The sequence below is a fragment of the Streptomyces globisporus C-1027 genome (assembly GCF_000261345.2).
Lineage (GTDB): Bacteria > Actinomycetota > Actinomycetes > Streptomycetales > Streptomycetaceae > Streptomyces > Streptomyces pakalii.
Map to the genome: position 1 here is coordinate 1,012,492 of NZ_CP013738.1, position 23,783 is coordinate 1,036,274.

The 23,783-nt window shown below is 73.3% G+C and carries 25 protein-coding genes; 11 read left to right on the forward strand and 14 right to left on the reverse strand.

What is annotated here, in order from left to right:
• Positions 1-57 precede the first annotated feature (57 nt).
• Positions 58-1,479, forward strand: a complete 1,422-nt coding sequence (locus tag WQO_RS04300) for a GNAT family N-acetyltransferase (RefSeq protein ID WP_010062293.1) — start codon at positions 58-60, stop codon at positions 1,477-1,479.
• Here WQO_RS04300 and WQO_RS04305 read toward each other — a convergent pair.
• Positions 1,412-2,626 carry a trans-sulfuration enzyme family protein gene (locus WQO_RS04305; protein ID WP_010062292.1) on the reverse strand — a complete coding sequence of 405 codons (1,215 nt, stop codon included), beginning with the start codon at positions 2,624-2,626 and terminating at the stop codon, positions 1,412-1,414. The genes WQO_RS04300 and WQO_RS04305 overlap by 68 nt on opposite strands.
• A gap of 59 nt (positions 2,627-2,685) precedes the next feature.
• Here WQO_RS04305 and WQO_RS04310 point away from each other — a divergent pair, with 59 nt between their 5' ends.
• The 3 genes from WQO_RS04310 (at position 2,686) to WQO_RS04320 (ending at position 5,863) form a co-directional block, all read left to right on the forward strand.
• Positions 2,686-3,165: an Lrp/AsnC family transcriptional regulator gene (locus tag WQO_RS04310; RefSeq protein WP_006122929.1), complete on the forward strand. Its 480-nt coding sequence runs from the start codon at positions 2,686-2,688 to the stop codon at positions 3,163-3,165.
• Positions 3,166-3,235: 70 nt separating this feature from the next.
• Positions 3,236-4,924: a DUF885 domain-containing protein gene (locus WQO_RS04315; protein ID WP_010062291.1), complete on the forward strand. Its 1,689-nt coding sequence runs from the start codon at positions 3,236-3,238 to the stop codon at positions 4,922-4,924.
• A gap of 57 nt (positions 4,925-4,981) precedes the next feature.
• Positions 4,982-5,863 carry an ATP-grasp domain-containing protein gene (locus WQO_RS04320; RefSeq protein WP_010062290.1) on the forward strand — a complete coding sequence of 294 codons (882 nt, stop codon included), beginning with the start codon at positions 4,982-4,984 and terminating at the stop codon, positions 5,861-5,863.
• 43 nt (positions 5,864-5,906) lie between these two features.
• On the opposite strand, the gene WQO_RS04325 is transcribed toward WQO_RS04320, so the two are convergent.
• Positions 5,907-6,401 (reverse strand): rhodanese-like domain-containing protein, encoded by a 495-nt coding sequence (locus tag WQO_RS04325; protein WP_029182463.1) that lies wholly within the window; start codon positions 6,399-6,401, stop codon positions 5,907-5,909.
• Positions 6,402-6,489: 88 nt separating this feature from the next.
• Here WQO_RS04325 and WQO_RS04330 point away from each other — a divergent pair, with 88 nt between their 5' ends.
• Entirely contained in the window at positions 6,490-6,936 is a 447-nt protein-coding gene (locus WQO_RS04330; protein WP_010062287.1) for an Lrp/AsnC family transcriptional regulator, read from the forward strand.
• A gap of 21 nt (positions 6,937-6,957) precedes the next feature.
• On the opposite strand, the gene WQO_RS04335 is transcribed toward WQO_RS04330, so the two are convergent.
• From WQO_RS04335 to WQO_RS04345, 3 genes are all read right to left on the reverse strand, one after another.
• The gene (locus WQO_RS04335) at positions 6,958-10,047 is read right to left on the reverse strand and encodes an AAA family ATPase (protein WP_010062286.1); all 3,090 of its coding nucleotides are present in this window, start codon (positions 10,045-10,047) and stop codon (positions 6,958-6,960) included.
• Complete coding sequence (locus WQO_RS04340; protein ID WP_010062285.1) at positions 10,044-11,213, reverse strand: exonuclease SbcCD subunit D; 1,170 nt, start codon at positions 11,211-11,213, stop codon at positions 10,044-10,046. Before WQO_RS04340 ends, WQO_RS04335 begins: the two co-directional genes overlap by 4 nt.
• A 204-nt stretch (positions 11,214-11,417) precedes the next feature.
• Positions 11,418-12,050 carry a YigZ family protein gene (locus WQO_RS04345; protein ID WP_010062284.1) on the reverse strand — a complete coding sequence of 211 codons (633 nt, stop codon included), beginning with the start codon at positions 12,048-12,050 and terminating at the stop codon, positions 11,418-11,420.
• A 75-nt stretch (positions 12,051-12,125) separates the two neighbouring features.
• On the opposite strand from WQO_RS04345, the gene WQO_RS04350 reads away from it, so the two are divergent.
• Both WQO_RS04350 and WQO_RS04355 read left to right on the forward strand, forming a co-directional pair.
• The gene (locus WQO_RS04350; RefSeq protein ID WP_010062283.1) at positions 12,126-12,614 is read left to right on the forward strand and encodes a CoA-binding protein; all 489 of its coding nucleotides are present in this window, start codon (positions 12,126-12,128) and stop codon (positions 12,612-12,614) included.
• Positions 12,615-12,660: 46 nt separating this feature from the next.
• A complete protein-coding gene (locus WQO_RS04355; protein WP_010062282.1) occupies positions 12,661-13,476 on the forward strand; it encodes an AAC(3) family N-acetyltransferase in 816 nt (271 codons plus the stop codon).
• A gap of 36 nt (positions 13,477-13,512) precedes the next feature.
• Here WQO_RS04355 and WQO_RS04360 read toward each other — a convergent pair whose 3' ends face one another.
• The 3 genes from WQO_RS04360 to WQO_RS04370 all read right to left on the reverse strand — a co-directional run bounded on the left by WQO_RS04360 (position 13,513) and on the right by WQO_RS04370 (position 15,616).
• Positions 13,513-14,067 (reverse strand): YbaK/EbsC family protein, encoded by a 555-nt coding sequence (locus tag WQO_RS04360; protein ID WP_010062281.1) that lies wholly within the window; start codon positions 14,065-14,067, stop codon positions 13,513-13,515.
• 103 nt (positions 14,068-14,170) lie between these two features.
• Entirely contained in the window at positions 14,171-14,743 is a 573-nt protein-coding gene (locus WQO_RS04365) for a helix-turn-helix domain-containing protein (protein ID WP_058953871.1), read from the reverse strand.
• Between the two features lie 123 nt (positions 14,744-14,866).
• Complete coding sequence (locus tag WQO_RS04370; protein WP_010062278.1) at positions 14,867-15,616, reverse strand: acyltransferase; 750 nt, start codon at positions 15,614-15,616, stop codon at positions 14,867-14,869.
• Between the two features lie 160 nt (positions 15,617-15,776).
• On the opposite strand from WQO_RS04370, the gene WQO_RS04375 reads away from it, so the two are divergent.
• A complete protein-coding gene (locus tag WQO_RS04375) occupies positions 15,777-16,307 on the forward strand; it encodes a gamma carbonic anhydrase family protein (protein ID WP_010062277.1) in 531 nt (176 codons plus the stop codon).
• Between the two features lie 93 nt (positions 16,308-16,400).
• On the opposite strand, the gene WQO_RS04380 is transcribed toward WQO_RS04375, so the two are convergent.
• The gene (locus WQO_RS04380) at positions 16,401-16,838 is read right to left on the reverse strand and encodes a DUF4442 domain-containing protein (protein WP_010062276.1); all 438 of its coding nucleotides are present in this window, start codon (positions 16,836-16,838) and stop codon (positions 16,401-16,403) included.
• A 121-nt stretch (positions 16,839-16,959) separates the two neighbouring features.
• Between WQO_RS04380 and WQO_RS04385 the strand changes: the two genes are divergently transcribed.
• Positions 16,960-18,054: a DUF8017 domain-containing protein gene (locus tag WQO_RS04385; protein ID WP_010062275.1), complete on the forward strand. Its 1,095-nt coding sequence runs from the start codon at positions 16,960-16,962 to the stop codon at positions 18,052-18,054.
• A gap of 55 nt (positions 18,055-18,109) precedes the next feature.
• On the opposite strand, the gene WQO_RS04390 is transcribed toward WQO_RS04385, so the two are convergent.
• From WQO_RS04390 to WQO_RS04400, 4 genes are all read right to left on the reverse strand, one after another.
• Positions 18,110-18,955, reverse strand: coding sequence for a spermidine synthase (locus WQO_RS04390; protein ID WP_058953872.1), 846 nt, complete (start codon positions 18,953-18,955; stop codon positions 18,110-18,112).
• A gap of 64 nt (positions 18,956-19,019) precedes the next feature.
• Entirely contained in the window at positions 19,020-20,195 is a 1,176-nt protein-coding gene (gene tuf, locus WQO_RS04395; protein WP_010062273.1) for an elongation factor Tu, read from the reverse strand.
• Between the two features lie 100 nt (positions 20,196-20,295).
• Positions 20,296-20,469: a hypothetical protein gene (locus tag WQO_RS35605; protein WP_193407164.1), complete on the reverse strand. Its 174-nt coding sequence runs from the start codon at positions 20,467-20,469 to the stop codon at positions 20,296-20,298.
• A gap of 69 nt (positions 20,470-20,538) precedes the next feature.
• Entirely contained in the window at positions 20,539-21,291 is a 753-nt protein-coding gene (locus WQO_RS04400) for a DNA alkylation repair protein (protein ID WP_050992333.1), read from the reverse strand.
• Between the two features lie 22 nt (positions 21,292-21,313).
• Between WQO_RS04400 and WQO_RS04405 the strand changes: the two genes are divergently transcribed.
• Complete coding sequence (locus tag WQO_RS04405; RefSeq protein ID WP_010062270.1) at positions 21,314-22,036, forward strand: TVP38/TMEM64 family protein; 723 nt, start codon at positions 21,314-21,316, stop codon at positions 22,034-22,036.
• 170 nt (positions 22,037-22,206) lie between these two features.
• Entirely contained in the window at positions 22,207-23,079 is an 873-nt protein-coding gene (locus WQO_RS04410) for an undecaprenyl-diphosphate phosphatase (RefSeq protein WP_010062269.1), read from the forward strand.
• Positions 23,080-23,196: 117 nt separating this feature from the next.
• Here WQO_RS04410 and WQO_RS04415 read toward each other — a convergent pair whose 3' ends face one another.
• A complete protein-coding gene (locus tag WQO_RS04415) occupies positions 23,197-23,763 on the reverse strand; it encodes an AAA family ATPase (RefSeq protein ID WP_010062268.1) in 567 nt (188 codons plus the stop codon).
• Positions 23,764-23,783: the final 20 nt, after the last annotated feature.

The following is a 23,783-nucleotide window of genomic DNA, read 5'->3' on the forward strand; positions in this document are numbered from 1 at the left end:
TCACAAGGCGTTCGTGATCAGGCAACACCGTTCGTTCACAGTGAGGATATGACTGATGTGACCTCCGCGAAGAGCGCCCGCCGTCCGCACCACTGGCGGCGGGACCTGATCGAACTGGCCGCCCTGTTCACCGCCGTGGCCGTGGCCGACGCGATCGCCAACCTGATCGGACACCAGCCCGACGGCCCCTACCTGCTCATGGCGTCGGCGGTGGCGCTCGTGGCCACGGCCGCGTTCCACACGTGGTGGGCCCGGCGCCACAGTCACGCGCCCCCGTCCGAGGAGGCGGACGCCGTGCCGGTAGGGGCCGGCGCGGCGGGTGGGACCGGCGCGTCGGCGGGCGGGGCCGAGGGCGCCGGCGGGATCGTCGGCGCCGAGGAGACCGGGACCACGCTGTGGCGGATGCGGACGACGGTGCTCGACGCCCCGGGCAGTCTGGCCGCGCTGTGCACGGCGCTCGCCGGGCTCCGCGTCGACATCCTCACCCTCCAGACGCACCCGCTCGCCCAGGGCACCGTCGACGAGTTCCTGCTGCGGGCCCCGGCCTCGCTCCAGGCGCAGGAGCTGTCCCGGAAGATCGCGGCCGCGGGCGGCGCCTCCACCTGGATCGAGCGGGCGGACGCCCACGATCTGGTGGACACCCCGACCCGGGTGCTGTCGCTGGCCACCCGGACGGCACTGGACGCGGCCGAGCTGCCGCTCGCCCTGCGCCAGTTGCTCGGCCGGTGCACCATCCACTCGCTGCCCGCCGTCTCCGTGACGGGCCGGGCGACCGGCCAGAGCGCCCCGGTCGAGGGCGTGCTGGAGGAGACGGTGATGCGGCTGCGGGACCCGTCCGGCGGGGTGATCTCCGTCGAGCGGCCCTATCTGCCGTTCACACCGACCGAGTTCGCGCGGGCCCGCGCCCTGGTCGAGCTCGACGCCCGGCTCGGTCCCCGCGTGCCGCGCAGCGAGGACGTCCTCACGCTGCCCGAGGGCAACGAGATCACCGTGCGCCGCGCGGACCGCGCCGATCTCGCCGCCGCCCGCGCCATGCACGACCGCTGCTCGCAGGACACACTGGGCCTGCGCTACCACGGTCCCGTCGCGGACGCCGACCGCTATCTCGACCATCTGCTGAGCCCCCGTTTCGGCCGCACCCTGGCGGTGCAGACGGCTTCGGGCAGGCTGGTGGCGCTGGGCCACCTCCTCTGGGACGGCGACGAGACCGAGGTCGCCCTCCTCGTCGAGGACGACTGGCAGCGCCGGGGCATCGGCTCCGAGCTGCTCCGCCGCCTGGTGGCGCTGGCCGAGGAGGCGGGCTGCGACAGCGTGTACGCGGTGACGCAGTCCCGCAACACCGGCATGGTGGCCGCGATGCGCGCGCTGGAGCTGCCCCTCGACTACCAGATCGAGGAGGGCACGCTCGTCATCACCGCCCGGCTGTCGAGTGAAGAGGCCGCACGGCCGTCCGCGCCGACGGAACGGGCCCGTCGCTGAGCGCCCGGCACAGATCCGCCCACAGGTCCTCGACGTCCTCCAGGCCGACCGACATCCGCAGCAGCCGGTCGCCGACACCGGCCGCCCGCCGGTCTCCCTCCTCCACGATGCGGTGGCTGATGGAGGCCGGGTGCTGGATCAGCGAGTCCACGCTGCCGAGGCTGACGGCGGGCGTGATGAGCCGCACCCCGGAGATCACCCGGTGCGGGTCCCCGTACACCTCGAAGGAGATCATCGCGCCGCCGATCCGCGGGTAGTGCACCCGGGCGATCCGCGGGTCGGCGGTGAGCCTGCGGACGAGTTCGGCGGCGCTCGTCGACGCCGCCCGGACGCGTACCGGCAGCGTGGACAGACCGCGCAGCAGCAGATAGCCGGCCAGCGGGTGCAGCACCCCGCCGGTGGCGAACCGCACCTGGCGCAGGGTCGCGGCGAACTCCTCGTCGCAGGCGACGACCCCGCCCATGACGTCCCCGTGGCCGCCGAGGTACTTGGTGGCGCTGTGCAGGACGATGCGGGCGCCGTGTTCGACGGGGCGCTGCAGGACGGGGGTGGCGAAGGTGTTGTCGACCAGCAGCGGCACGGTTCCGCAGGCGTGGGCGACGGCCCGGATGTCGACCTCGGCCAGGGTCGGGTTGGCCGGCGTCTCGACCATCACCAGACCGGTGTCCGGGCGGATGGCGTCGGCGATGCCCGCCGGATCGGTCCAGGTCACCTCGGTGCCCAGCAGCCCGGCGCCGAGCAGATGGTCGCTGCAGCCGTAGAGCGGGCGGACCGCGACGACATGGCGCAGCCCCTGGCTCGCGCGGGCGAGCAGGACGGCGGTGAGCGCGGCCATCCCGCTGGCGAAGGCGACGGCGCTGTCGGTCCCCTCCAGCCGGGCGAGCGCCGTCTCGAAGCGGCCCGTGGTGGGGTTGTCGAGCCGGGCGTAGACCGGCGGCCCGTCCGGGAGGGTGCCCGTGGTGGCGAAGGCGTCGATGCGCATCGCCTCGTCGCGCGAGTCGTAGGAGGGGTAGGTGGTGGACAGGTCGATCGGCGGGGCGTGCACACCGAGGGAGGCGAGGTCGTCGCGTCCGGCGTGCACGGCTTCGGTGGCGAGAGCCCTGGACGGGGTGGGAGCAGGGGGCGTCATCGAGACTTCGTTGTCCATGGCGTCACTCTGAACAGTTACCGGTTCGTAGCGGCCGATACCCGTGCTACGTTCGCCACATGTCCGATTCTGTCGCTCTCGATCCGGTGGATCTGCAGATTCTGCGGCTGCTGCAGAACGATGCGCGGACCACGTACCGCGAGCTGGCGGCCGAGGTCGGCGTGGCCGCTTCGACCTGTCTGGACCGGGTGGCCCGGCTGCGCCGCAGCGGGGTGATCCTCGGGGACCAGTTGCGCCTCGATCCGGCGAAGCTCGGCCGGGGGCTCCAGGCGCTGCTGCTGGTGCAGGTCAGGCCGCACCGCCGGGAGTTGATCGGGCCGTTCGTCGACCGGATCAGGTCGCTGCCGGAGTCACGCGCGCTGTTCCACCTCACCGGCCCCGACGACTATCTGGTGCAGGTGGCGGTGGCCGACGCGGCGGACCTGCAGCGGCTGGTCCTGGACGAGTTCACCTCGCGCCGGGAGGTGGCCCGGGTGGACACGCGGCTGATCTTCCAGCAGTGGGAGTGCGGTCCGCTGCTGCCGCCCGCCGCGAACTGACCGGCCGGGTTCGGACACCGGGCGGCCCCCGGTGATGACGGAAGGGCCGCCTCCGTACGAGGATGTCCGCATGTCAGACACTTCGAGCAGCGCGCTGCCCCGTCAGGTCGCCGACGCCTACGTCGACGCACTCATCGAACTCGACCCCATCACGGGCACCTATCTGGGTGTGCCCGCAAGCTCGCGCCGGCTGCCCGACTTCTCACCGGCCGGCCAGGAGGTGTCCGCCGGCCTCCTCCGCGAAACGCTGCGGAAGCTGGACGCCGCCGAGCAACTGCCCGGTGCGGACAGCGATGCCGAGCGGCGCTGCGGACGGCTCCTGAGGGAGCGCCTGACGGCGGAACTCGCCGTGCACGAGGCGGAGGAGGGCCTGCGGGCCGTCTCCAACCTGTCGTCGCCCGCCCACAGCATCACCGAGGTCTTCACCCTCACGCCGACCGCGACGGACGAGGACTGGGCGGCGGTCGTGGAGCGCCTGCGCGCGGTGCCCGCCGCGTACGAGGGGTACCGGGCCTCGCTCGCGCTCGGTCTGGAGCGCAAGCTGTACGGCGGCCCGCGCGCGACCGCCACCTTCGTCGGTCAGCTCACGGAGTGGGGCGGGGAAGGCGAGGGCGAGGGGTTCTTCGCCGAGTTCGTCGCCCCCGGCCCCGCATCCCTGCGGGCGGAGCTGGACGAGGCGGCCGGACAGGCGACGGCCTCGGTGCTCGCGCTGCGGGACTGGATGCGCGACGTGTACGCCCCGGCGATCGAGGGCGCCCCCGACCCGGTCGGCCGGGAGCGGTACGCCCGTTGGTCGCGGCTGTACAACGGCACCGACCTGGATCTCGACGAGGCGTACGCGTACGGCTGGTCGGAGTACCACCGGCTGCTCGCGGAGATGAGGACCGAGGCGGAGAAGGTGCTGCCCGGGGCCGGTCCCTGGGAGGCGCTCGCCCACCTCGATGTGCACGGCAAGCACATCGAAGGGGTGGACGAGGTCCGCGAGTGGCTCCAGGGCCTGATGGACGAGGCGATCGAGGCGCTGGACGGCACGCACTTCGACCTGGCCGAGCGGGTACGGAAGGTGGAGTCCCGGATCGCCCCGCCCGGCGGAGCCGCCGCGCCGTACTACACCAGCCCCTCCGAGGACTTCTCCCGCCCCGGGCGTACCTGGCTGCCCACCATGGGTGAGACCCGTTTCCCGGTGTACGACCTGGTCTCCACCTGGTACCACGAGGGCGTGCCCGGCCACCATCTGCAGCTCGCGCAGTGGACGCATGTCGCCGACACCCTCTCCCGTTACCAGGCCTCGGTCGGCATGGTCAGCGCGAACGCCGAGGGCTGGGCGCTGTACGCGGAGCGGCTGATGGACGAGCTGGGCTTCCTGCCCGACCCGGAGCGGCGGCTCGGCTACCTGGACGCCCAGATGATGCGCGCCTGCCGGGTGATCGTCGACATCGGCATGCACCTGGAGCTGGAGATCCCGGCGGACTCCCCCTTCCACCCGGGCGAGCGCTGGACCCCCGGTCTGGCCCAGGAGTTCTTCGGCAACCACAGCGGCCGCCCCGCCGACTTCGTGGAGAGCGAGCTGACCCGTTATCTGTCGATGCCCGGCCAGGCCATCGGCTACAAGCTCGGCGAGCGCGCCTGGCTGCTCGGCCGGGAGAACGCTCGCGCCGCGCACGGCGACGCGTTCGACCTCAAGGCGTGGCACATGGCGGCGCTCTCCCAGGGGTCGCTGGGCCTGGACGATCTGGTGGACGAGCTGTCGCGGCTCTGACCGGGCCGGCGGTACGTACGGTCCGGAGTCTCCTCAGGTGAAGGAAGGCAGCCTGTCATGACCGAGCGCAGCGGATTCCTTTTCTGCGCCGACCCGTTGAGGGCGTCGCGGCCCGATCCGCAGTTCGCCGGGGACGTCGCGGCGGCGCGGGCGGCGGGCGGCCGGATCGCCCTGCTCGATCATGACGCGCTGCTCTCCGGAGACGCGGCCGGGGCGGTGGCCCGGGTCGCGCGGGACTCCGGACCGTACTGGTACCGCGGCTGGATGATCCCCTCCGCCCGGTACGCGGAGCTGGAGAGGGCCCTCGGCGCGCGGGGCTGCACCCTGCTCACCGACGCCGTCGGCTACCGGCGGGCGCATGAACTCCCCTGCTGGTACGGAGATTTCGACGGGCTGACGCCGCACAGTGTCTGGTGCGCCATGGTTCCGGGGGCGCCACCGCCCTCCGCCGAGGAGCTGGCCGGGCTGGCGGCGCCGCTGGGGCCGGGGCCCGGCATCGTGAAGGACTTCGTGAAGTCCCGCAAGCACGAGTGGCACGAGGCCTGTTACGTGCCGGAGCTCGGGGACCGGAGACACCTGACTTCCGTGGTCGGCCGGTTCGTCGAGTTGCAGGGTGACTTCCTCGCGGGCGGTCTGGTGCTGCGGGCCTTCGAGCCGTTCGTCGCGGGCGGCGAGGCACGGGTGTGGTGGGTGGACGGGGAGGCGGTGCTCGTCACCGCCCACCCGGACACCCCCGACCGGCGCCCCTCCCCCGAACTCCCCTCCGTGCGGGAGGCGGTGGGCCGTCTCGGGCTGCGCTGGGTGACCACCGACCTGGCGTTGCGCGAGGACGGGGTGTGGCGGGTGGTCGAGGTCGGCGACGGCCAGGTCAGCGGACTCCCCGCAGGGGCGGCGACGGGTGACCTGTTCACCGCGCTCGCCACCGCCGGGGCACGCTGAGCCCCGCAGGGGACCGGGGCGCCTCCGCCTGAACCCGGGGCGCTCAGCAGCCGCAGTCGGCCGCGTCGACCGGAGCGGTCAGCGGATCGGCCGCGCGCCGCTCGCCGCCCTCCCAGGTCTCGTAGGCGAACCCCTCGCGCACCCAGTACTCGAACCCGCCGAGCATCTCCTTGACCTGGAAACCCCGTTGGGCGAGGGCCAGGGCCGCGCGGGTCGCGCCGTTGCAGCCCGGACCCCAGCAGTACGTGACCACGGGCACGGCCGGGTCCAGCAGCGCCGCCGCCTGCTCGGGGATCAGGGCGGTGGGCAGGTGGACCGCCCCGGGAATGTGCCCCTGGTCCCAGGACGCGGCGGAGCGGCTGTCCAGGACGACGAACCCGGGGTCGCCGTCGGCGGCGAGCGCCGATGCGACGTCGGAGACGTCCGCGTGGAAGGCGAGCGAGGCACCGAAGTAGGCGGCCGCGGCGGCAGGCGAGGCGGGCGGGACGCGCAGGACGGGGTGGTCGGCCAGGGCCGTGAGGTGCGAGGTCATGACCACGAATCTATGGCCGCAAAACCGGCCCGGGAAGTGAGATTCCCCGGCACCCCTCTTGAATCACCGGGAAAATCCCTGTTCCCTCGGGGAGGTGACCGACTATTCCCCGGACGCCACCGACTGGCGCATCCTCGACGTCCTCCAGCGCGACGGCCGCGCCACCTTCGCCGAGCTCGCCCGCGCCGTCGCCATGTCCCCGAGCGCCGTGACGGAGCGGGTGCGGCGGCTGGAGGAGCTGGGGGTGATCAGCGGGTACGCGGCGGTGGTCGACGCCGAGCGGCTCGGGCTGCCCATCCTCGCCCTGGTACGCCTGCGCTATCCGAACGGGAACTACAAGCCCTTCCATGATCTGCTGGAGAACACGCCGGAGATCATCGAGGCCCACCACGTCACCGGCGACGACTGCTTCGTCCTCAAGGTCACGGCCCGCTCGATGAAGCATCTGGAGGAGACCACCGGGCGGATCGGGGCGCTGGGCTCCGTCACCACGAGCGTCGTGTACTCCTCACCGCTCCCCCGCCGCGCGATCGGCCGCTGAACCGCCCGGAGGGGGCCCGGCTCACACGAGGCGGTGCCGGACGGACGAGCCCTGCCGCTCCTTGACCACTTCGAGCCGGACCGGGATCCGGCGGCGCAGGTCGGCCACATGGCTGACGATGCCCACGCTGCGGTCCCGCTCCCGCAGGGAGTCCAGCACGTCGAGCACCTCGTCCAGCGTCTGGTCGTCCAGGCTGCCGAACCCCTCGTCGATGAAGAGGGTGTCCAGACGTACGCCACCGGCCTCCTCGGTCACCACGTCGGCCAGGCCCAGCGCGAGGGCCAGCGAGGCGAAGAACGTCTCCCCGCCGGACAGCGTCGCGGTGTCGCGTTCGCTGCCGGTCCAGGCGTCGACCACATGCAGCCCGAGCCCGGCGCGGCGACCGCCGGTGCGGGCGTCGGAGTGGACCAGCGTGTAGCGGCCCGAGGACATCCGCTGGAGCCGTGCGGTGGCGGCGGCCGCCACCTGTTCCAGGCGGGCGGCCAGGACGTAGGCCTCCAGGCGCATCTTGCGTTCGTTGTCGGCGGAGGTGCCCGCCGCCAGTCCCGCGAGCCGGGCGATCCGCTCGTACTCCTGGCGTACGGGCCCCAGCCGCCGTACCTCCTCGGCGGCCTGCCGGGAGAGCCGGGTCAGCTCGCCACAGCGCTCGTCGGCGGCGGCGAGCGCGGACGACGCCTCGCGCAGCAGCCATTCCGCCGTCTCGAACTCTCCCTGTGCCGCCGATGGTTGGGCGGGGGGCCGTTCGGCGGCCTCGCGGGCGTCGCGTTCGGCACGGCGGTCGGCCACCGCGGCGGCCTCGGCCTGCCAGACGTCGATGCGGTGCTGGAGGTCGCGTTGGGCCGCGGCGTCGAGGAGCGTCGCGGCGGCGGCCTCCGGGGTGTCGAAGCCCGCCCGGAACGCCGCGTCGGAGAGCCGGTCGTCGGCCTCCTTGCGCCGCTGGGCCGCGTCCTGTTCGGTGCGTACGGCCTCGGCGGCCTCCGCCAGCAGCTCCACCCGGCGGATGAGGCGGTCCGCGTAGGCGGCGACGGACCCGGACTCGCCCCGGACGGCGGTGAGTTCGTCGTGCAGCGCGCCCTGCTCGCGGTCGAGCGCCTCGCGTCGGGAGGTGCGGGCGGCGGCCCGGCGCTCGGCCTCCTGCCGGAGTTCGAGGCGGCCGGCGTGCTCGCGCTCGGCGGCGTCGAGGGCCTCGCGGGCGGCGTGCGTCCCGGCGGCGAGGCGGTGCGCCTCGGCGTGCTCGGCGGTCAACCGGTCGACGGTGTCGCGGAGTTCTTCGACGGACGGGCCGGGGTCCGTCACCGCCCCGTGGCCGCTGCTCGCCGTCGACGCCTCCATGCCACCGGAATCCGCGTCACGGTCGTCCCCGTCGCGGGCCTCCCCTTCACGCGCCTCCGCATCGGCGGTGGCGTGGCGTTCGCGGACGAGCCCGAGGGCCTGCTCCGCGTGGGTACGGGTCTGCTCCGCGCCGCGGTGGGCGTCGAGGGCTTTCTCCTCGGTGGCCCGGTCGACATGGCCGTCGCCCTCCGTGGCGGGGGCCGGGTGCTCGGCGGAGCCGCAGACGGTGCAGGGCGCGCCGTCGACGAGTCCGGCGGCCAGCTCCGCCGCGATGTCCCGCAGCCGCCGCTCCCGCAGCCCGAGCCAGGTCTCGTGGGCGGCGAGGGCGCGCTCGCGGGCCCCGGCGAGCTCCTCCCGGGCAGCCCGCACCTCGGCGGCCAGGGTGTCGCGGCGTCGGGCGGCCTCCAGTCGGCGGCGGGCCGGGGCGAGGAGCCCGGCGAGCTGTTCGGCACGGGTCGCGGCCTCCTGCGCGGTCGCGATGGACTCCCGGAGCCCGGTGTGGACGGTGTCCCAGCCCGCGAGCCAGACCTCCGTGTCCCGGACGGTCGCGTCGTCGGCCCGGGATTCGCGCTCCAGCCGGTCCCGCTCCTCGTCGATCTCGGTACTGCGCGCCTCGGCCCGGCGTGCGGACTCCAGGCCGCCCAGCTCCTGCCGGAACCGGCGCTCCAGCTCGGCGAGTTGGCCGGGACCCGCGTCGGCGAGGTCGGGCGGCAGCTGTGCCCTGGCCCGGCCGAGGGCGTCGGCCGCCCGGCGGTGGGCGCGCTCCGCATCCTCCCGCAGCTCCAGCGCCGGGGCGACCCGGTCCGCCTTGCGGGCGCGCTCCAACTCCTCCTGGCAGCGGTCGTGTTCGGGGCGCCGTTCCTCCAGCACCGCGGAGCGCAGGCGGGTCTCCTCGTACCGCTGCTGGAGGCGGGCGAGTTCACGTACGGCGTCCAGTGCGTGGCGGGCCTCGCGCTGTCGGCCCTCGGCCCAGGCGACGACGCGGTCGGCGATGTCGAGCCGTTCGCGGGCCGTGGACCGGGCGATCGCGGCCCACTCCAGCACCGCTGCGGCGAGGCCCGGTTCGCCGGGCCGGGCGGCGACCGGTGTGGCCTCGGCCCCGGCGGGTCCGGCGGCCTGGGCGATGCGCTGGGCGAGGGCGAGGATCCGTTCGTCGGCGGCGGTGACCTTGGCCTCGGCGCCCCGGCGCAGTTCGGCGAGCCGTTCCTCGACGGCGGCGAAGCGGCGGGTGTCGAAGAGCCGGCCCAGGAGCTTGCCACGGGCCTCGGCGTCCGAGCGCAGGAAACGCGCGAAGTCGCCCTGCGGCAAGAGCACCACCTGGCAGAACTGGTCCCGGCTCATGCCGATGAGCTGGGTCAGCTCCTCGCCGATCTCCTGGTGCGACTTGCTGAGGGCGTGCCAGCCGCGCTCGGGGTCGTAACCGCGCAGCCTGCTCTGGGCCTTCTCCATCGTGAAGCCGTCGCCCCGCTTCTTGGGGCGGGGCTGGGCGGGGCTGCGGGTGACTTCGAGGCGGCGGCCGCCGACGGTCAGTTCCAGCTGGACCTCGGTGGGCAGGTCCACGGGCGCGTGGTCGCTGCGCAGGGAGGCCCCGGGGCTCTGCCGGGCGCCGGGGACGGTCCCGTACAGGGCGAAGCAGACGGCGTCCAGGACGGAGGTCTTGCCCGCGCCGGTGGGGCCGTGGAGCAGGAAGAGTCCGGCGGAGGACAGGGCGTCGAAGTCGACCTCCTGAGTGGCGCCGAACGGCCCGAAGGCGGTGATGCTCAGGCGGTGCAGTCTCACCGGGACACCTCGCGCACGGTCTCGTCCACCCGTACGTCGTCGAACGCGGCGCGCAGCACGGTGCGTTCGAGGTCGCTGGGGCCGCTGCCGCCGCGCACGTGGGCGACGAAGTCCTCGGCGATCTGGTGGTCGTCGCGGCCCTTGAGGCGCTGCGCGTAGGAGGCCCCCGGGTCGTCCGGCGGCCGTTCGGGGTCGAAGACGAGGCTGAGGGTGTGCGGGAAGCGCCGGGCGAGGCGGGCCATGGGGTCGGCGGGGCGGACCGGGTCGGTGAGGGTGGCCTCGACCCAGGCGTGCTCGTGGCGGTCCAGGGCGGGGTCCTCCAGCAGGGTGTCGAGGCGGCCGCGGAGCCGGGCGAGGGGCCGCTCCACGGGGCAGTCGATCCGTTCCTCGGCGGCGATGCCCCCGTCGGCGTCGAGGTCGATGAGCCACATGGTCTTGCGGTGGTCGGCCTCGGAGAAGGAGTAGGCGAGCGGCGAGCCGGAGTAGCGGACCCTGGCCGTGACCCGCTGGGAGCCGTGGAGGTGGCCGAGTGCCGCGTAGTCGACGCCGTCGAAGACCCCGGCGGGGACGGCGGCGACCCCGCCGACGGTGATGTCGCGTTCGCTGTCGCTGGGCTCACCGCCCGCCACGAAGGCGTGTGCGAGGACGACGGAGCGGGTTCCGGCGGGACGGGTGGCGAGGTCGGCGCGGACCCGGTCCATGGCGGCGGTGAGGACCGCCTCGTGACCGGCCTTGCCCGCCCCCAGGACGTCCTTGACCAGGGCCGGTTCCAGGTAGGGCAGTCCGTAGAACGCCACGTCGCCGTGGTCGTCGGAGAGGACGACGGGGGTGGCGCAGCCCTCGGGGTCGGTCCGCAGATGGATCCCGGCGCGTTCGAAGAGCCCGGCGCCGACGCCGAGCCGGCGGGCCGAGTCGTGGTTGCCGGAGATCATGACGGTGGGGACGCCGGCGGCGGCGAGCCGGTGCAGCGCCCGGTCGAACAGCTCGACGGCGGTGAGCGGCGGTACGGCCCGGTCGTAGACGTCGCCCGCGACGAGGACGGCGTCCACCTCGCGCTCCTCGACGGTCGCGACCAGATGGTCGAGGTAGGCGGCCTGCGCGTCCAGCAGGGAGACACGGTGGAAGGACCGGCCCAGGTGCCAGTCCGAGGTGTGCAGGAGCCTCACGCCATCACTCCGCCGGTCTTGGCCTGCATCGTCGTCCTCCACCCCGTGGGCCGCGCACCGGCGGCCCGTGATCCCGCTCGGCACCGACCACGCTAACGCCGCCGGGCCGCCGAACCCGCATCGATCATGATTTTGGCCCCCGTGGGCGCCCGTGGGATTGCCCTCACCTCACGAGGTTCACGCGGTTCACGCGGTTCACGCGGTTCACGCGGTCGCATCCCCGTACGCCTCGCCGCCCAGTTCCAGGGTCGCGGTCCCCGCGGTCGTGTCGGCCAGCCAGGCGGTGAACGCCTCGACATCGCCGTCCGGCAGTCCGATCTCGATGGTGACGGCCTCGGCGTACCGCACCTCGCGGACGTCCCGCCCGGTGGCCCGCAGATCGTTCTCCAGCTTTCCGGCCCGCTGGTGGTCGACGTGGATCGTGGCGAGCCGGAAGCGCTGCCGGGTGAGGGTGCCGAGCGCGTCGAGGGCTTCGCCGACCACTCCCCCGTATGCCCGGATCAGTCCGCCCGCCCCGAGTTTGACCCCACCGTAGTAGCGGGTGACGACCGCCACGACGTACCGCATCTCCCGCCGCATCAGCATCTGGAGCATGGGGACGCCCGCGGTCCCGCCGGGTTCGCCGTCGTCGCTCGCCTTCTGTACGGAGGCGTCGGCGCCGATCACGTACGCGAAGCAGTTGTGGGAGGCGGTCGGGTGCTCCTTGCGGACGCGGGCGACGAAGTCCTGCGCCTCCTCCTCGGTGGCGGCGGGGGCGAGCGAGCAGAGGAAACGGGATCGGTTGATCTCGCTCTCGTGCACGCCCGCGCGGGCGACGGTCCGGTACTGCTCCTGCATCCGTCCACCCTATGCGCCGCCGCGAGGGCGGGTCCCGGCGGGAATGGGGAGGTGGGGGCCGTGGGTTGTCCCGGCATGAACGCAGACGGCAGGAACGCAGACGGCAACACGGACGGCGGCACCGCGGACGGCGGCAGCGCGGTGGACTCGTACGCGGACGACGCGACCATCCGGCGGATTCTCGAGGACACGGGCGACACCTGGGCGGTGGTCGGGCTGTCGAACAACTCCTCCCGGGCGGCGTGGGGAGTGGCTCAGGTCCTCCAGCGGTTCGGCAAGCGGGTGGTGCCGGTCCACCCGAAGGCCGAAACGGTCCACGGGGAACAGGGGTACGCCTCGCTCGCGGACATCCCCTTCCCGGTCGACGTGGTGGACGTGTTCGTCAACAGCGAGCTGGCGGGCGCCGTCGCGGACGAGGCGGTGGCGGCGGGCGCGAAGGCGGTGTGGTTCCAGCTCGGCGTCGTGGACCCGGAGGCCTGCGGGCGGACGCGCGCGGCGGGCCTGGACATGGTCATGGACCGGTGCCCCGCGATCGAGATCCCGCGGCTGGGTGCTCGCGCCTGAGCTGCCCGGGTGTGCGGGACGCTTCGGGGTGGGCAGAATCCCCGCCGTGAAGGACGTACTCGATGTGACCGACAGGGCCCGGACGACAGCCGCGCTGACCGCGCTCGGCGTACGGCCCGGTGATGTGCTCCTGGTGCACGCCTCGCTGCGGTCGCTGGGGCCGGTGGCGGGCGGGGCACGGGGGGTGCTGGACGCGGTGCGCCGGGCCGTCGGGCCTGCGGGGACGGTGGTGGTTCCCGCCTTCACCCCGGAGAACTCCGACACCTCCCCGCACTACCGCGAGCGGGTGCGGGGCCTGGACGCCGGGGCCGTGGACGCCGTGCGCGCCGCGATGCCGGCGTACGACCCGGCGCTGACGCCCGCGCCGTCGATGGGCGCGCTGGCCGAGACCGTACGGACGGCTACGGGGGCCGGGCGCAGCGCGCATCCGCAGACCTCGTTCGCCGCGCTCGGCCCCGGGGCTGCGCGGCTGCTGGCCGGGCACCGCCCCGACTGCCACCTCGGGGAGGACTCGCCGCTGGCCCGGCTGTACGAGGCGGATGCCCGGATCCTGCTGCTCGGCACCGGCTACGCCACGTGTACGGCGTTCCACCTGGGCGAGTACCGGATGCCCGGCCCGCCGCGCCGGAGCTACCGCTGTGTGGTGGCGTCGCGGGGGGTGCGGCGGTGGTGGGAGTACGAGGATGTCGCCCTGGACGACGGGGACTTCGCGGCGCTGGGCGCGGCGTTCGAGGAGACCTCGGGCGAGGGTGACGTACGGGTGGGGCGCGTGGGCGCGGCGGAGTGCCGGCTCGTCCGGCTGCGCCCCGCCGTCGACTTCGCCGCGGCCTGGCTCACGGAGCACCGGACGGCCGGGAGTTGACCCGGCCGCCCCCGGCCGTTCGGGGGAAGGGGAGGCTCAGACGCCGAGGCCCTCGACGATCACCGCGCCCGGGAGGGCGGCGAGCGCCTTGCCGGGGACGATGAGCTTGCCGCGCCGGCTGCCGCTGCCGATCAGGACCCATTCCTGGTCCACGACGGCGGGGTCCAGCAGGAGCGGCCAGGCGGCGGGCAGGCCGATCGGGGTGATGCCGCCGTACTCCATGCCGCTCTCGCCGACCGCCGTGTCCATCGGGGCGAAGGAGGCCTTGCGGGCGCCGAGGTGCTTGCGGACCGCGCCGTTGACGTCGACCCGGGTGCGGGAGAGGACGACGCAGGCGGCGAGGGTGACGTCCTGGCCGCGCTTGCCCGCCACGACCACGCAGTTGGCCGAGATGTCGAGGAGTTCGGCGCCGTGGTGCTCGGCGAAGACGGCGGTGTCGGCGACGGCCGGGTCGCTGTCGACGTGGACGAGTTGCTCGGCGGTGAACTCGCCCCAGCCCGCGGTCAGCGCCGCGACGACGGGGGCGGGGAGCAGGGCGAGCCGTTCCGCGGCGGGAGCGGCGTCCTCGAAGGTGCCGATGGGTGCGCGCATGGCGCTCACGCTAACAGCGGCGGGAGCGGTGCCGGCCGGGCGTCTCAGGAGACGGGCATGCCTGCGAGAGGCGCCTCGGCGAAGGAGCCTGCGCGAAGGCGTCTCAGCGGACGGGCGGGATGGCGACGGCCATGGTGAAGACCGTCGGTTCGCCGCCCTCGTTGCGGTAGCCGTGCGGCACGTGCGCCTCGAAGGTGGCGGAGGTCCCGGCGGGAACGGCAAGGACGAGACCGTCGACGAGGAGGGTCAGTTCGCCCTCGGTGACGTGGAGGAGTTCGACGGTGCCCTCGGGGTGCGGGTCGGACGTGGTGCCCTCCCCGGGCATCAGCCGGCAGGTCCACAGTTCGAGCGGGCCGCGGGCCTCCGTTCCGACGAGCAGGGTGGTGGAGCTGCCCGCCTCGGTGGACCACATGCGGACGGCCCGGCTCTCCGGGACCAGCCGGACCTGGGGCCCCTGTTCGTGGTCGAGGAGGGTGGTGATGGGCACGCCGAGCGCGTCGGCCAGCTTCACCGTGGTGCCGACGCTCGGGTTCGTCCGCGCCTGCTCGATCTGGATGATCATCCCGCGGCTGACTCCGGAGCGGGCCGCGAGGGCGTCGAGGGTGAAGCCGCGCTCACCCCGCCAGCGCTTGAGGTTGCGGGCCAGCGACTGGGTGAGCTGGTCGAGGTCGGACACGTACCGTCCCTGCGGTGGATGGTCGAGAACGCGGTCAAGAATATTGCACTGCCGGCTGCCGTACGGTGCACTCTCCCGCCGCACTCCCCCGTCCGCCGGGCCGTACCGCCGCCCCACCGGGGCTTACGGGGTTTCCCGCACCTCGTCCAGCTCGGCGAGGGCCAGCAGCTGCTCGGGCGTGACGCCCTTCGGGATCGGCACGGGGGCGGGCGTTCGCAGGGGCGGCTGCCAGCCCTTCTCCGGGTCCCAGCTGCGTACGACGCGGGCGGGGGCTCCGGCGACCACCGCGTGGTCCGGGACCTCGCCCCGGACGACGGCGCCCGCCGCGACCACCACGTTCCGGCCGAGCCGGGCCCCGGGCAGGATCACCGCGCCGGTGCCGATCCAGCAGCCGGGGCCGATCGCCACCGGCTCCATCCGGGGCCACTGCTTGCCCACGGGCTCGTGCGGGTCGTCGTAGCTGTGGTTGGTCGAGGTGATGTAGACGAACGGACCGCAGTACGTGTCCGAGCCGATGGTCACCGTCGTGTCGGCGATCACATGGCTGCCGCGGCCCAGCACCACCCCGTCGCCCAGGGTGAGGATCGGATCGGGTCCCAGGTCCAGGTCCGGCATCATCCCGGCGGTGAGGGTGACCTGCTCGCCGATGATGCAGTGCGCGCCCAGCTCGATCCACGGCTCCCCGAACACGGTCCCCTGCGGGAAGGCGAGCCGGGTGCCCGCGCCGATCGCGCCGAACCGCAGCCGCCCGGGGTGCTCGGCGGTGACCGCGCCCGCCCGCTGTGCCCAGGCCCAGCCCAGGTGGACCGCGCGGGAGGCGGCGCTGCGCGGCCAGCGGGCGAGGAAGGAGAACGTGTTTCGGTTCTTCGGCACGCGCTCACGGTAGTCGGCGACGCGGTGGGCGATCCCCGCGGTGACCTGTGATGTTCACCCCACTGCGCGACGCCCGCCGGGGGCCGTCGCCTACCGTGAGAGTCGGCCTGATCCGGTGGAGAGGGCCCAGGAGCACCACACCGGCGCGAAGGAGCAGGCGATGGCGGAGCAGGCGTTGATCACGGGCATGGGCGGCAAGGAGCCGGACATCGACGTGGACGCTTATCTGGCCCCGACCTCCGTGGTGATCGGCGAGGTGACGCTCGCCGCGGGCTCCAGCGTCTGGTACCAGGCCGTGCTGCGCGCCGACTGCGGTCCCATCACACTCGGCCCGGACAGCAACATCCAGGACAACTGCAGCGTGCACACCGACCCCGGGTTCCCGCTCACCGTGGGCGCGCGGGTCTCGGTCGGCCACAACGCGGTGCTGCACGGCTGTGTGATCGAGGACGACGTGCTGGTCGGGATGGGCGCCACGGTGCTCAACGGCGCGCACATCGGCGCGGGTTCGCTGGTCGCGGCGCAGGCGCTCGTGCCGCAGGGAATGCAGGTGCCGCCGGGCTCGCTCGTCGCGGGGGTGCCGGCGAAGGTGAAGCGGCCGCTGACCGCCGAGGAGCTGGAGAGCATCCGCTTCAACGCGGCGGGGTACGTGGAGCTGGCGAAGGCGCACCGCGAGGCGCACGGCGGCTGACGCCCGCCCACAGGCCGCTGGAAGGCACCCGGGCCGTCGCCCCTCCCGTTCCCGGAGGGGCGGCGGCCCGGTCTCCTGTGCGTACGGCGGTGGTCAGCCGTTGGGGCGCAGGGTCCACACGACGGTCATCTCACCGGTGACCGCGCCGTCGGCGCGGGTGATCTCGATGGCGACGGGGAATTCCGGCCGCTGGCCGGCGTCCAGCTCGGCGACCACGTCGGCGATCGGGCGGCCGAGGGTCGCGGTGGCGGTGACGTCGCCCATGGCGAGCTTCTTGTAGCCGATCTCGGCCTTCACGGCGAGCGGCACGGCCCGCGACATCTGGTCGCCGAAGGCGGCGATGACGATCGCGCCGCTGGCGGACTCGGCGAGCGTGAACATCGCTCCGGCGTGCGGGCCGCCGACGTGGTTGTGGTAATCCGCCTGGTCGGGCAGCCGGACGACGGCCCGCTCCGGGGTGGTCTCCAGAAATGCGAGGTTGAGGGTCCGGGCCATCGGAACCGTCGCGACGAGCATCTCGCCGACGGTCATCTGTTCAGCGCTCATGCCCGAAGGTTACTCACCAGTAGAACCGTTTGGCCATCCCCTTGTGACGGCTCCGGTACAGGGCGGCCGTAGAAGTGGGCGCACGGCCCATCTATGGTTACTGGCCATGTGGCCAGGAACGCAGCCGCCCGGGGGCGAGCAGAACCCGCAGGACAAGAACCAGAACCCGTACCAGCAGCCGGGGTACCAGCAGCCGAATCCCTACCAGCAACCGGGATATCCGCCGCAGGGCCAGCCGGGGCAGCCCGCTGAGCCGGGCTACGGGTACCCGCAGGGCCCGCCCGGCGGGCAGCCGGGCTACCAGCAGCCCAATCCCTACCAGCAGCCGACGGTCCCGCAGTACGCCGTCCCGGGTCCGCCCGGCGGGCCGACGCCCGGCGACGACAAGAAGAAGACGACGATCGTGGCGATCGTCGCGGCGCTGGCCGTCGTGATCGCGGCGGGCGTCACCGGATTCCTCGTGCTCGGCAAGGACGACGACGACAGCAAGAACGTCGCCGACGACAAGAAGTCCGCGTCGCCGAGTGCCAAGCCCAGCGAATCGGCCACCGACGCCGCGCCTCCCGGGGAGAACCCACGGGGTTCCGACAGCGACCCCAAGCCGCTGATCCCGGGCTGGAAGGTCGTCACCAACCCCAAGTGGGGCACGCAGTTCGACGTTCCCGGTGACTGGGAGGTCGCCAGTTCGGGAACGTTCGCCGGCTTCGAGGACGCCAAGAAGGAGGACGGGTCGCCGGTCGCCGGCTTCTCCGCACCTGCCTACTACAAGAGCAAGTGGTGCGTCGACGACTCCGACGGGGACGGCAGCCAGGAGGACACCGGGCTCGCCGGCGTCGGGACGAAGGGTGCCCAGGGCGCCAAGAACACCGACGAGGCCGCGCGGAACGAGGCCGCCAACTGGGTGTGGGCCGCCTACTCCCAGCTGGACCCGAAGTCCAAGGTCAAGATCGGCAAGGCCAAGCCCTTCACCACGAAGTCGGGTCTCTCCGGCAGCGTCGCGCAGGCCACCGCCCTGGAGCTGGCCAACAAGGAGAAGTGCGACAGCGACGGGAAGTCGATCGCGTTCTCCTTCAAGAACTCCAAGGGTGACTTCTCGACCTGGGTCCTGTACGCCGCCACCGGCGTCAAGGACGAACTGCCGGACACCACCATCCAGCAGATCCTTAGCACGGTCCGCCTCGCGGGTGAGCCCACGAGCTGACACCCGCACCGCGTTCCCGCGCCACCCTTCCGCACCGCCCCGCCCGCCGGGCGCCTCAGCCCACGCTGAAGGCCCCGGCGGGCGGTTCGGGCGAGGCGACCGCGTCGGCGTCCGCCACCGGGCGGGCCCCGTCGATGAACCGGGCCAGCGCGGCACCGTGGGTGACCCGGGCGGGGAAGGCGTCCGCGGCGCAGCGGCGGACGAGCGGGTCCACATCGACGGGCGTGTACGAGGCGAGCAGCACGACGTTGCCGAAGCGCCGCCCGCGCAGCACCGCCGGTTCCCCGACCAGCGCCAGCTCCGGGAAGACGGCGGCGAAGTTCGCCAACTGCGAGCGGAGGAAGGCGAACGGCGCACTGTCGGCCAGGTTGGCCGCGTAGATCCCGTGCGCGCGCAGGGCCCGTCCGGCCGCCCGCGCGTACTCGACGGACGTGAGGTGCGCCGGAACCCGGGAGCCGCCGAAGACATCCGCGATCAGGAGGTCGGCGGAGGCGGGGGCCGCCGCTTCCAGCCGCGCCCGGGCGTCGGCCGCGTGCAGGGTGATGCCGCTCCCCTCAGGCAGCGGCAGATGTTCCCGCACCAGCCCCAGCAGCCCCCGGTCGGCGTCCACGACGTCCTGCCGTGAGCCGGGGCGGGTCGCGGCCACATAGCGGGGCAGGGTCAGCGCGCCACCGCCCAGATGCAGGACGTCCAGGGGCGCGCCCGGCTCCGCCGCACCGTCCACGACGTGGGCGAGCCGCCGCACGTACTCGAATTCCAGGTGGGACGGGTCGTCGAGGTCGACGTAGGACTGGGGCGCGTCGTCGACCGTGAGCAGCCAGGCCCGGTCGCGGTCCACGTCGGGCAGCAGCCGGGCGGTGCCGCAGTCGACCTCGCGGATGACGGGTATCGGCTCGTTCACCTCTCCATTGTCGCCGCCGTTGCCCGCCACCCCCGAACCGAGGGGTGGCAGGCAACGGGCGGTCTCAGAGCAGCTCGGTGACCGTCCCCGCGCCGACCGTGCGGCCGCCCTCGCGGATCGCGAAGCCGAGGCCGGACTCCAGCGGCACGTCACGGCCCAGCTCCACGGTCATGGTGACCGTGTCGCCGGCGCGCGCGACCGCCGCCTCGCCGAGGTCGACGTCACCGACGACGTCCGCCGTACGGATGTAGAACTGCGGCCGGTAGCCGGTGGCGACCGGGGTGGTTCGGCCGCCCTCCTTCGCGGACAGCACGTACACCTGCGCGGTGAACCGGCGGCTGGGCGTGACGCTGCCGGGCGCGGCCACGACATGGCCGCGGCGGACCCGGTCGCGCTCCACCCCGCGCAGCAGCAGCGCGACGTTGTCCCCGGCCTCGGCGGACTCCATCGGCTTGCCGAAGGTCTCCAGTCCGGTGACGACCGTCTCGACGTCCGCGCCCAGGACCTGCACCTTGTCGCCGACGCGGACGGTGCCGCGCTCGACGGCGCCGGTGACGACGGTGCCCCGGCCGGTGATGGTCAGGACGTTCTCGACGGACAGCAGGAACGGCGCGTCGGTGTAGCGCACCGGCATCGGTACGTACGTGTCGACGGCGTCCAGCAGTCCTTCGACGGCCGCCGTCCACCGTGGGTCGCCCTCCACCGCCCTGAGCCCGGAGACCCGGACCACGGGGACGGTGTCGCCGCCGTACCCGTGCGCGGAGAGCAGCTCGCGGACCTCCAGCTCGACCAGGTCGGTCAGCTCGGGGTCGCCCGCGTCGGCCTTGTTGAGGGCGACGACGATGTGGTCGACGCCGACCTGACGGGCCAGCAGGACGTGCTCGGCGGTCTGCGGCATGATCCCGTCGAGCGCGGAGACGACGAGGATCGCCCCGTCGAGCTGCGCCGCTCCGGTGACCATGTTCTTGATGTAGTCGGCGTGTCCGGGCATGTCGACGTGAGCGTAGTGGCGGGTGTCGGTCTCGTACTCGACGTGCGCGATGTTGATGGTGATGCCGCGCTGGGCCTCCTCGGGGGCCCGGTCGATCCGGTCGAAGGACACGTAGGAGGTGGAGCTGCCGCCGCGCTCGCTGAGGACCTTGGTGATGGCGGCGGTGAGGGTGGTCTTGCCGTGGTCGACGTGGCCCATGGTGCCGATGTTGAGGTGCGGCTTGGTGCGCACGTAAGCCGTCTTGGACATGGCTGATTCCTTCTGAAGCACTCGAAGCTGAGAAGAGATGAAGACCCCAGGGCCCCGCCGACCCTCCCCTTGCGGGGTCCGCCGGACTGTCGGGGGAGGGTCAGCTTCGGGCGCCGCCGAAGGGCGCTGCGGCAACGGCGAACGCCGATGCGACTGCTGCTGCGGCACCTGCTGCCGCGGCCGGGGCGAGTGCCTCGGCGACCGCGTCGTTCACGGCAGCCTTCGGCGCGTCCGCGACTGCGGACGGCGCTGCGAGGAAGGCGTACCGGAACATGCCCCTGATCATGGCCGGGCACGGCGGCCGGGTCGAATGGTTTTCGGACGGCTACGGGGTTTCTGAGGCTCAGAGGTTCTTGAGCGCCTCGCGCACGGAGAGCGGCGACAGGCGGGTCCGCGCGCCGTCGACGAAGTCGCGTACGGCGGCGGGGTCGGTCTTGGCGTACTCGCGCAGGGCCCAGCCGATCGCCTTGCGGATGAAGAAGTCGGGGTGGTCCGCGCGGCGCAGGCAGTAGCCGAACAGCCGGTCGGCGTCGGTGGCTTCCTTGTAGCGCAGCTGGTGCAGCAGGGCGGTCCTGGCGGCCCAGAGGCTGGGGTCGTCGATCCACCGGTCCATCGCCCGGACGAGCGCCGGGTCGGCGGCGACCAGGGGGCCCGCGACATGCGCGGCCAGCAGGTCGACCGTGTCCCACCAGGGGACGGTGGTCACCAGGTGGTGCAGGACGGGCAGGAAGGCGGAGGTGCAGCGGCCCGCGTGGCGGCGCAGATAGTCGACGGCGAAGTAGTGGTACTCGCGCTCGGGCAGCAGCCAGCAGCGCAGCGCGATCGCCGTGCAGTCCCGCTCGTCCGGCCGCCCGGTGCCCGCCAGCACGGTCCGTGACAGGGCCCGGCGCTCGGAGGTGGGGATCCCGAGAAAGGGTGCGACGTGCTTCATGTACGCGGCGGCGCCCTCGGCCCGTACGGGGTCGGCGGCGGGGGCGTAGGCGGCGACGAGCCGTTCCAGGACGGTGTCGGCGAGGGTGCTGACCGGCGGGGCGGGGGCGTCGGCGGCAGGGTCGGCGTCGGGGGTCACGCGACGCACATTACGGCGATCACACATCCTTTTCGGTTACTCTCCCCGAATGTTCGACCCCGTCCCCGCCGCCCGGCCCGCCTCGGGTCCGGCCCTGCGCCTCTCCCGGGCGCTGTTGTCGCCGTGGTCCCGGTTCTCGCTGCTCGTCGTCGTCCTGTTGGGCGCCGCGTCGACGATGCTGCTGTTCGAACCACAGCGGCTGCTGGAGTCGGGGTGGCCGACCCAGCTGACCGGCGGCACGGCCGCGATGCTCTTCGGTCTGGCGTACGGGGCGCTGACGGTGGCGTTCGTGCCGCGCCCGCTGCTCAACATCGCCGCGGGCGCGTTGTTCGGCGCGCAGACGGGTCTGGCGGCGGCGCTGGCGGGCACGGTGCTGGGTGCGGGCGTGTCGTTCATGCTGGGCCGGGTGCTGGGTCAGGACGCGTTGCGGACCCTGCTGCGCGGGAGGCTGCTCACCGCGGCGGACGGGGTGCTGAGCCGGCACGGCTTCCGGTCGGTCCTGGCGCTGCGGCTCTTCCCCGGCGTGCCGTTCGCCGCCGCCAACTACTGTGCGGCGACCTCCCGGATGGGCGCTCCGCCGTTCCTGCTGGCGACCGGTCTCGGGTCGATCCCGAACACGGCGGCGTACGTGATAGCCGGCAGCGAGGCCGCGTCGCCGACCTCGCCGGTGTTCCTGGCCGCCATGGGCTTCATCGTGCTGTCCGGTCTCGGCGGGGCGCTGGTGGCCTGGCGCCGACGCCATCGGCTGGGCCGGGCCACGCCGGAGGACTGAGCGTACGGCGGCAGGTGGATGACCGGTGCAGTCGGCCTGACGTTCACCTTCAGGCGATACGCTGCCCGCGACCCCGATGTCCTTGACCGCACTCCGCACTTTGCACGCAGCCGACGGGCCCCAGCCGCCCGTGGCCGATGCACGATCACCTCCGGGATGGCCTAAGCCCCATGAGCTGGTTCGAATCATTCGTCCTGGGACTTGTTCAGGGACTCACCGAGTTCCTGCCGATCTCCTCCAGCGCGCATCTGCGGCTGACGGCCGCGTTCGCCGGCTGGCACGACCCGGGGGCGGCGTTCACCGCGATCACCCAGATCGGCACCGAGACGGCGGTGCTCATCTACTTCCGCAAGGACATCGCGCGCATCCTGTCGGCCTGGTTCCGCTCCCTGACGGACCGTGCGATGCGCAGCGACCACGACGCCCAGATGGGCTGGCTGGTCATCGTCGGATCGATCCCCATCGGCGTGCTGGGCCTCACCCTCAAGGACCAGATCGAGGGCCCGTTCCGCGATCTGCGGCTGATCGCGACGACGCTGATCGTCATGGGCATCGTGCTCGGCGTCGCCGACCGGCTGGCCGCGCGCGACGAGACGGGCGGCAAGCACCGGGTGGTGAAGGAGCGCAAGACGCTCAAGGACCTGGGCGTCAAGGACGGTCTGATCTACGGGTTCTGTCAGGCGATGGCGCTGATCCCCGGCGTCTCCCGCTCGGGCGCGACGATCAGCGGCGGCCTGCTGATGGGCTACACCCGCGAGTCGGCCGCCCGCTACTCGTTCCTGCTGGCGATCCCCGCGGTGCTCGCCTCGGGCGCGTACGAGCTGAAGGACGTGGGCGAGGGACATGTCTCCTGGGGCCCGACGATCTTCGCGACCCTGGTGGCCTTCTTCGTCGGCTACGCCGTCATCGCGTGGTTCATGAAGTTCATCACCACCAAGAGCTTCATGCCCTTCGTCATCTACCGCATTCTGCTCGGCATCCTCATCTTCGCCCTGGTCTGGTCGGGCGCGCTGAGCCCGCACGCGGGTGAGTCGGCGGGCTGACCCGAGGGGTGTGCGCCCCGCCCGGGAGCAGCCGGGCGGAGCGATCCAGCAGCGCAGCAGCCAGCAGCGCGGATAGATGGTTCCACCGTACGGCGGGGGTCTGACAACGCCTGGGGGTCAGGGCCGGCGGGGCGTCAGGCCGGTGGCGGACAGGATCGCGTCGACCGTTTCGGCCACCGTCAGCTCCGCGCTGTCGATCCAGATCTTCTCGTCGGCCAGTTCGTCGCGCATCGCCGTCTCCAGGAACGACCAGTCCGTCGTGAGGGTCTTGTCCCGGGCGAGATTGCGCTCCCGGGCCTTCGCCGCGCCCGGGGCCAGGATGACATGGTGCAGCGGTCCGCCGGAGAGCGTGGCGCGGTAGAAGTCGAGGTGGGCGCGGCGTACGACGACGTCGTCGATGACCGGGAGGAAGCCCGCGGCGAGGAAACTGTCCGCCAGCAGGCAGGCGTTGCGGGCCCGGAGGAAGATCTGGCGGTCCGCCTCCTCGTCCCGGTCGGGCGAGGGCCAACGGCCGCCGGAGACGATGAGTGCCTGGAGGGCGTCCACCTCGATGTGGGCGGAGGCGGCGAACCGGGCGGCGAGCGCCGAGGCCACCGTGCTCTTGCCGCTGCCGGGGATGCCGGTCAGCAGGACCGCGCCCGCCGCCGGTGGTTTCGTGTCCACCGGTACTTCCGCCCAGGCCATCCCCGTACTCCCTCGTCCCG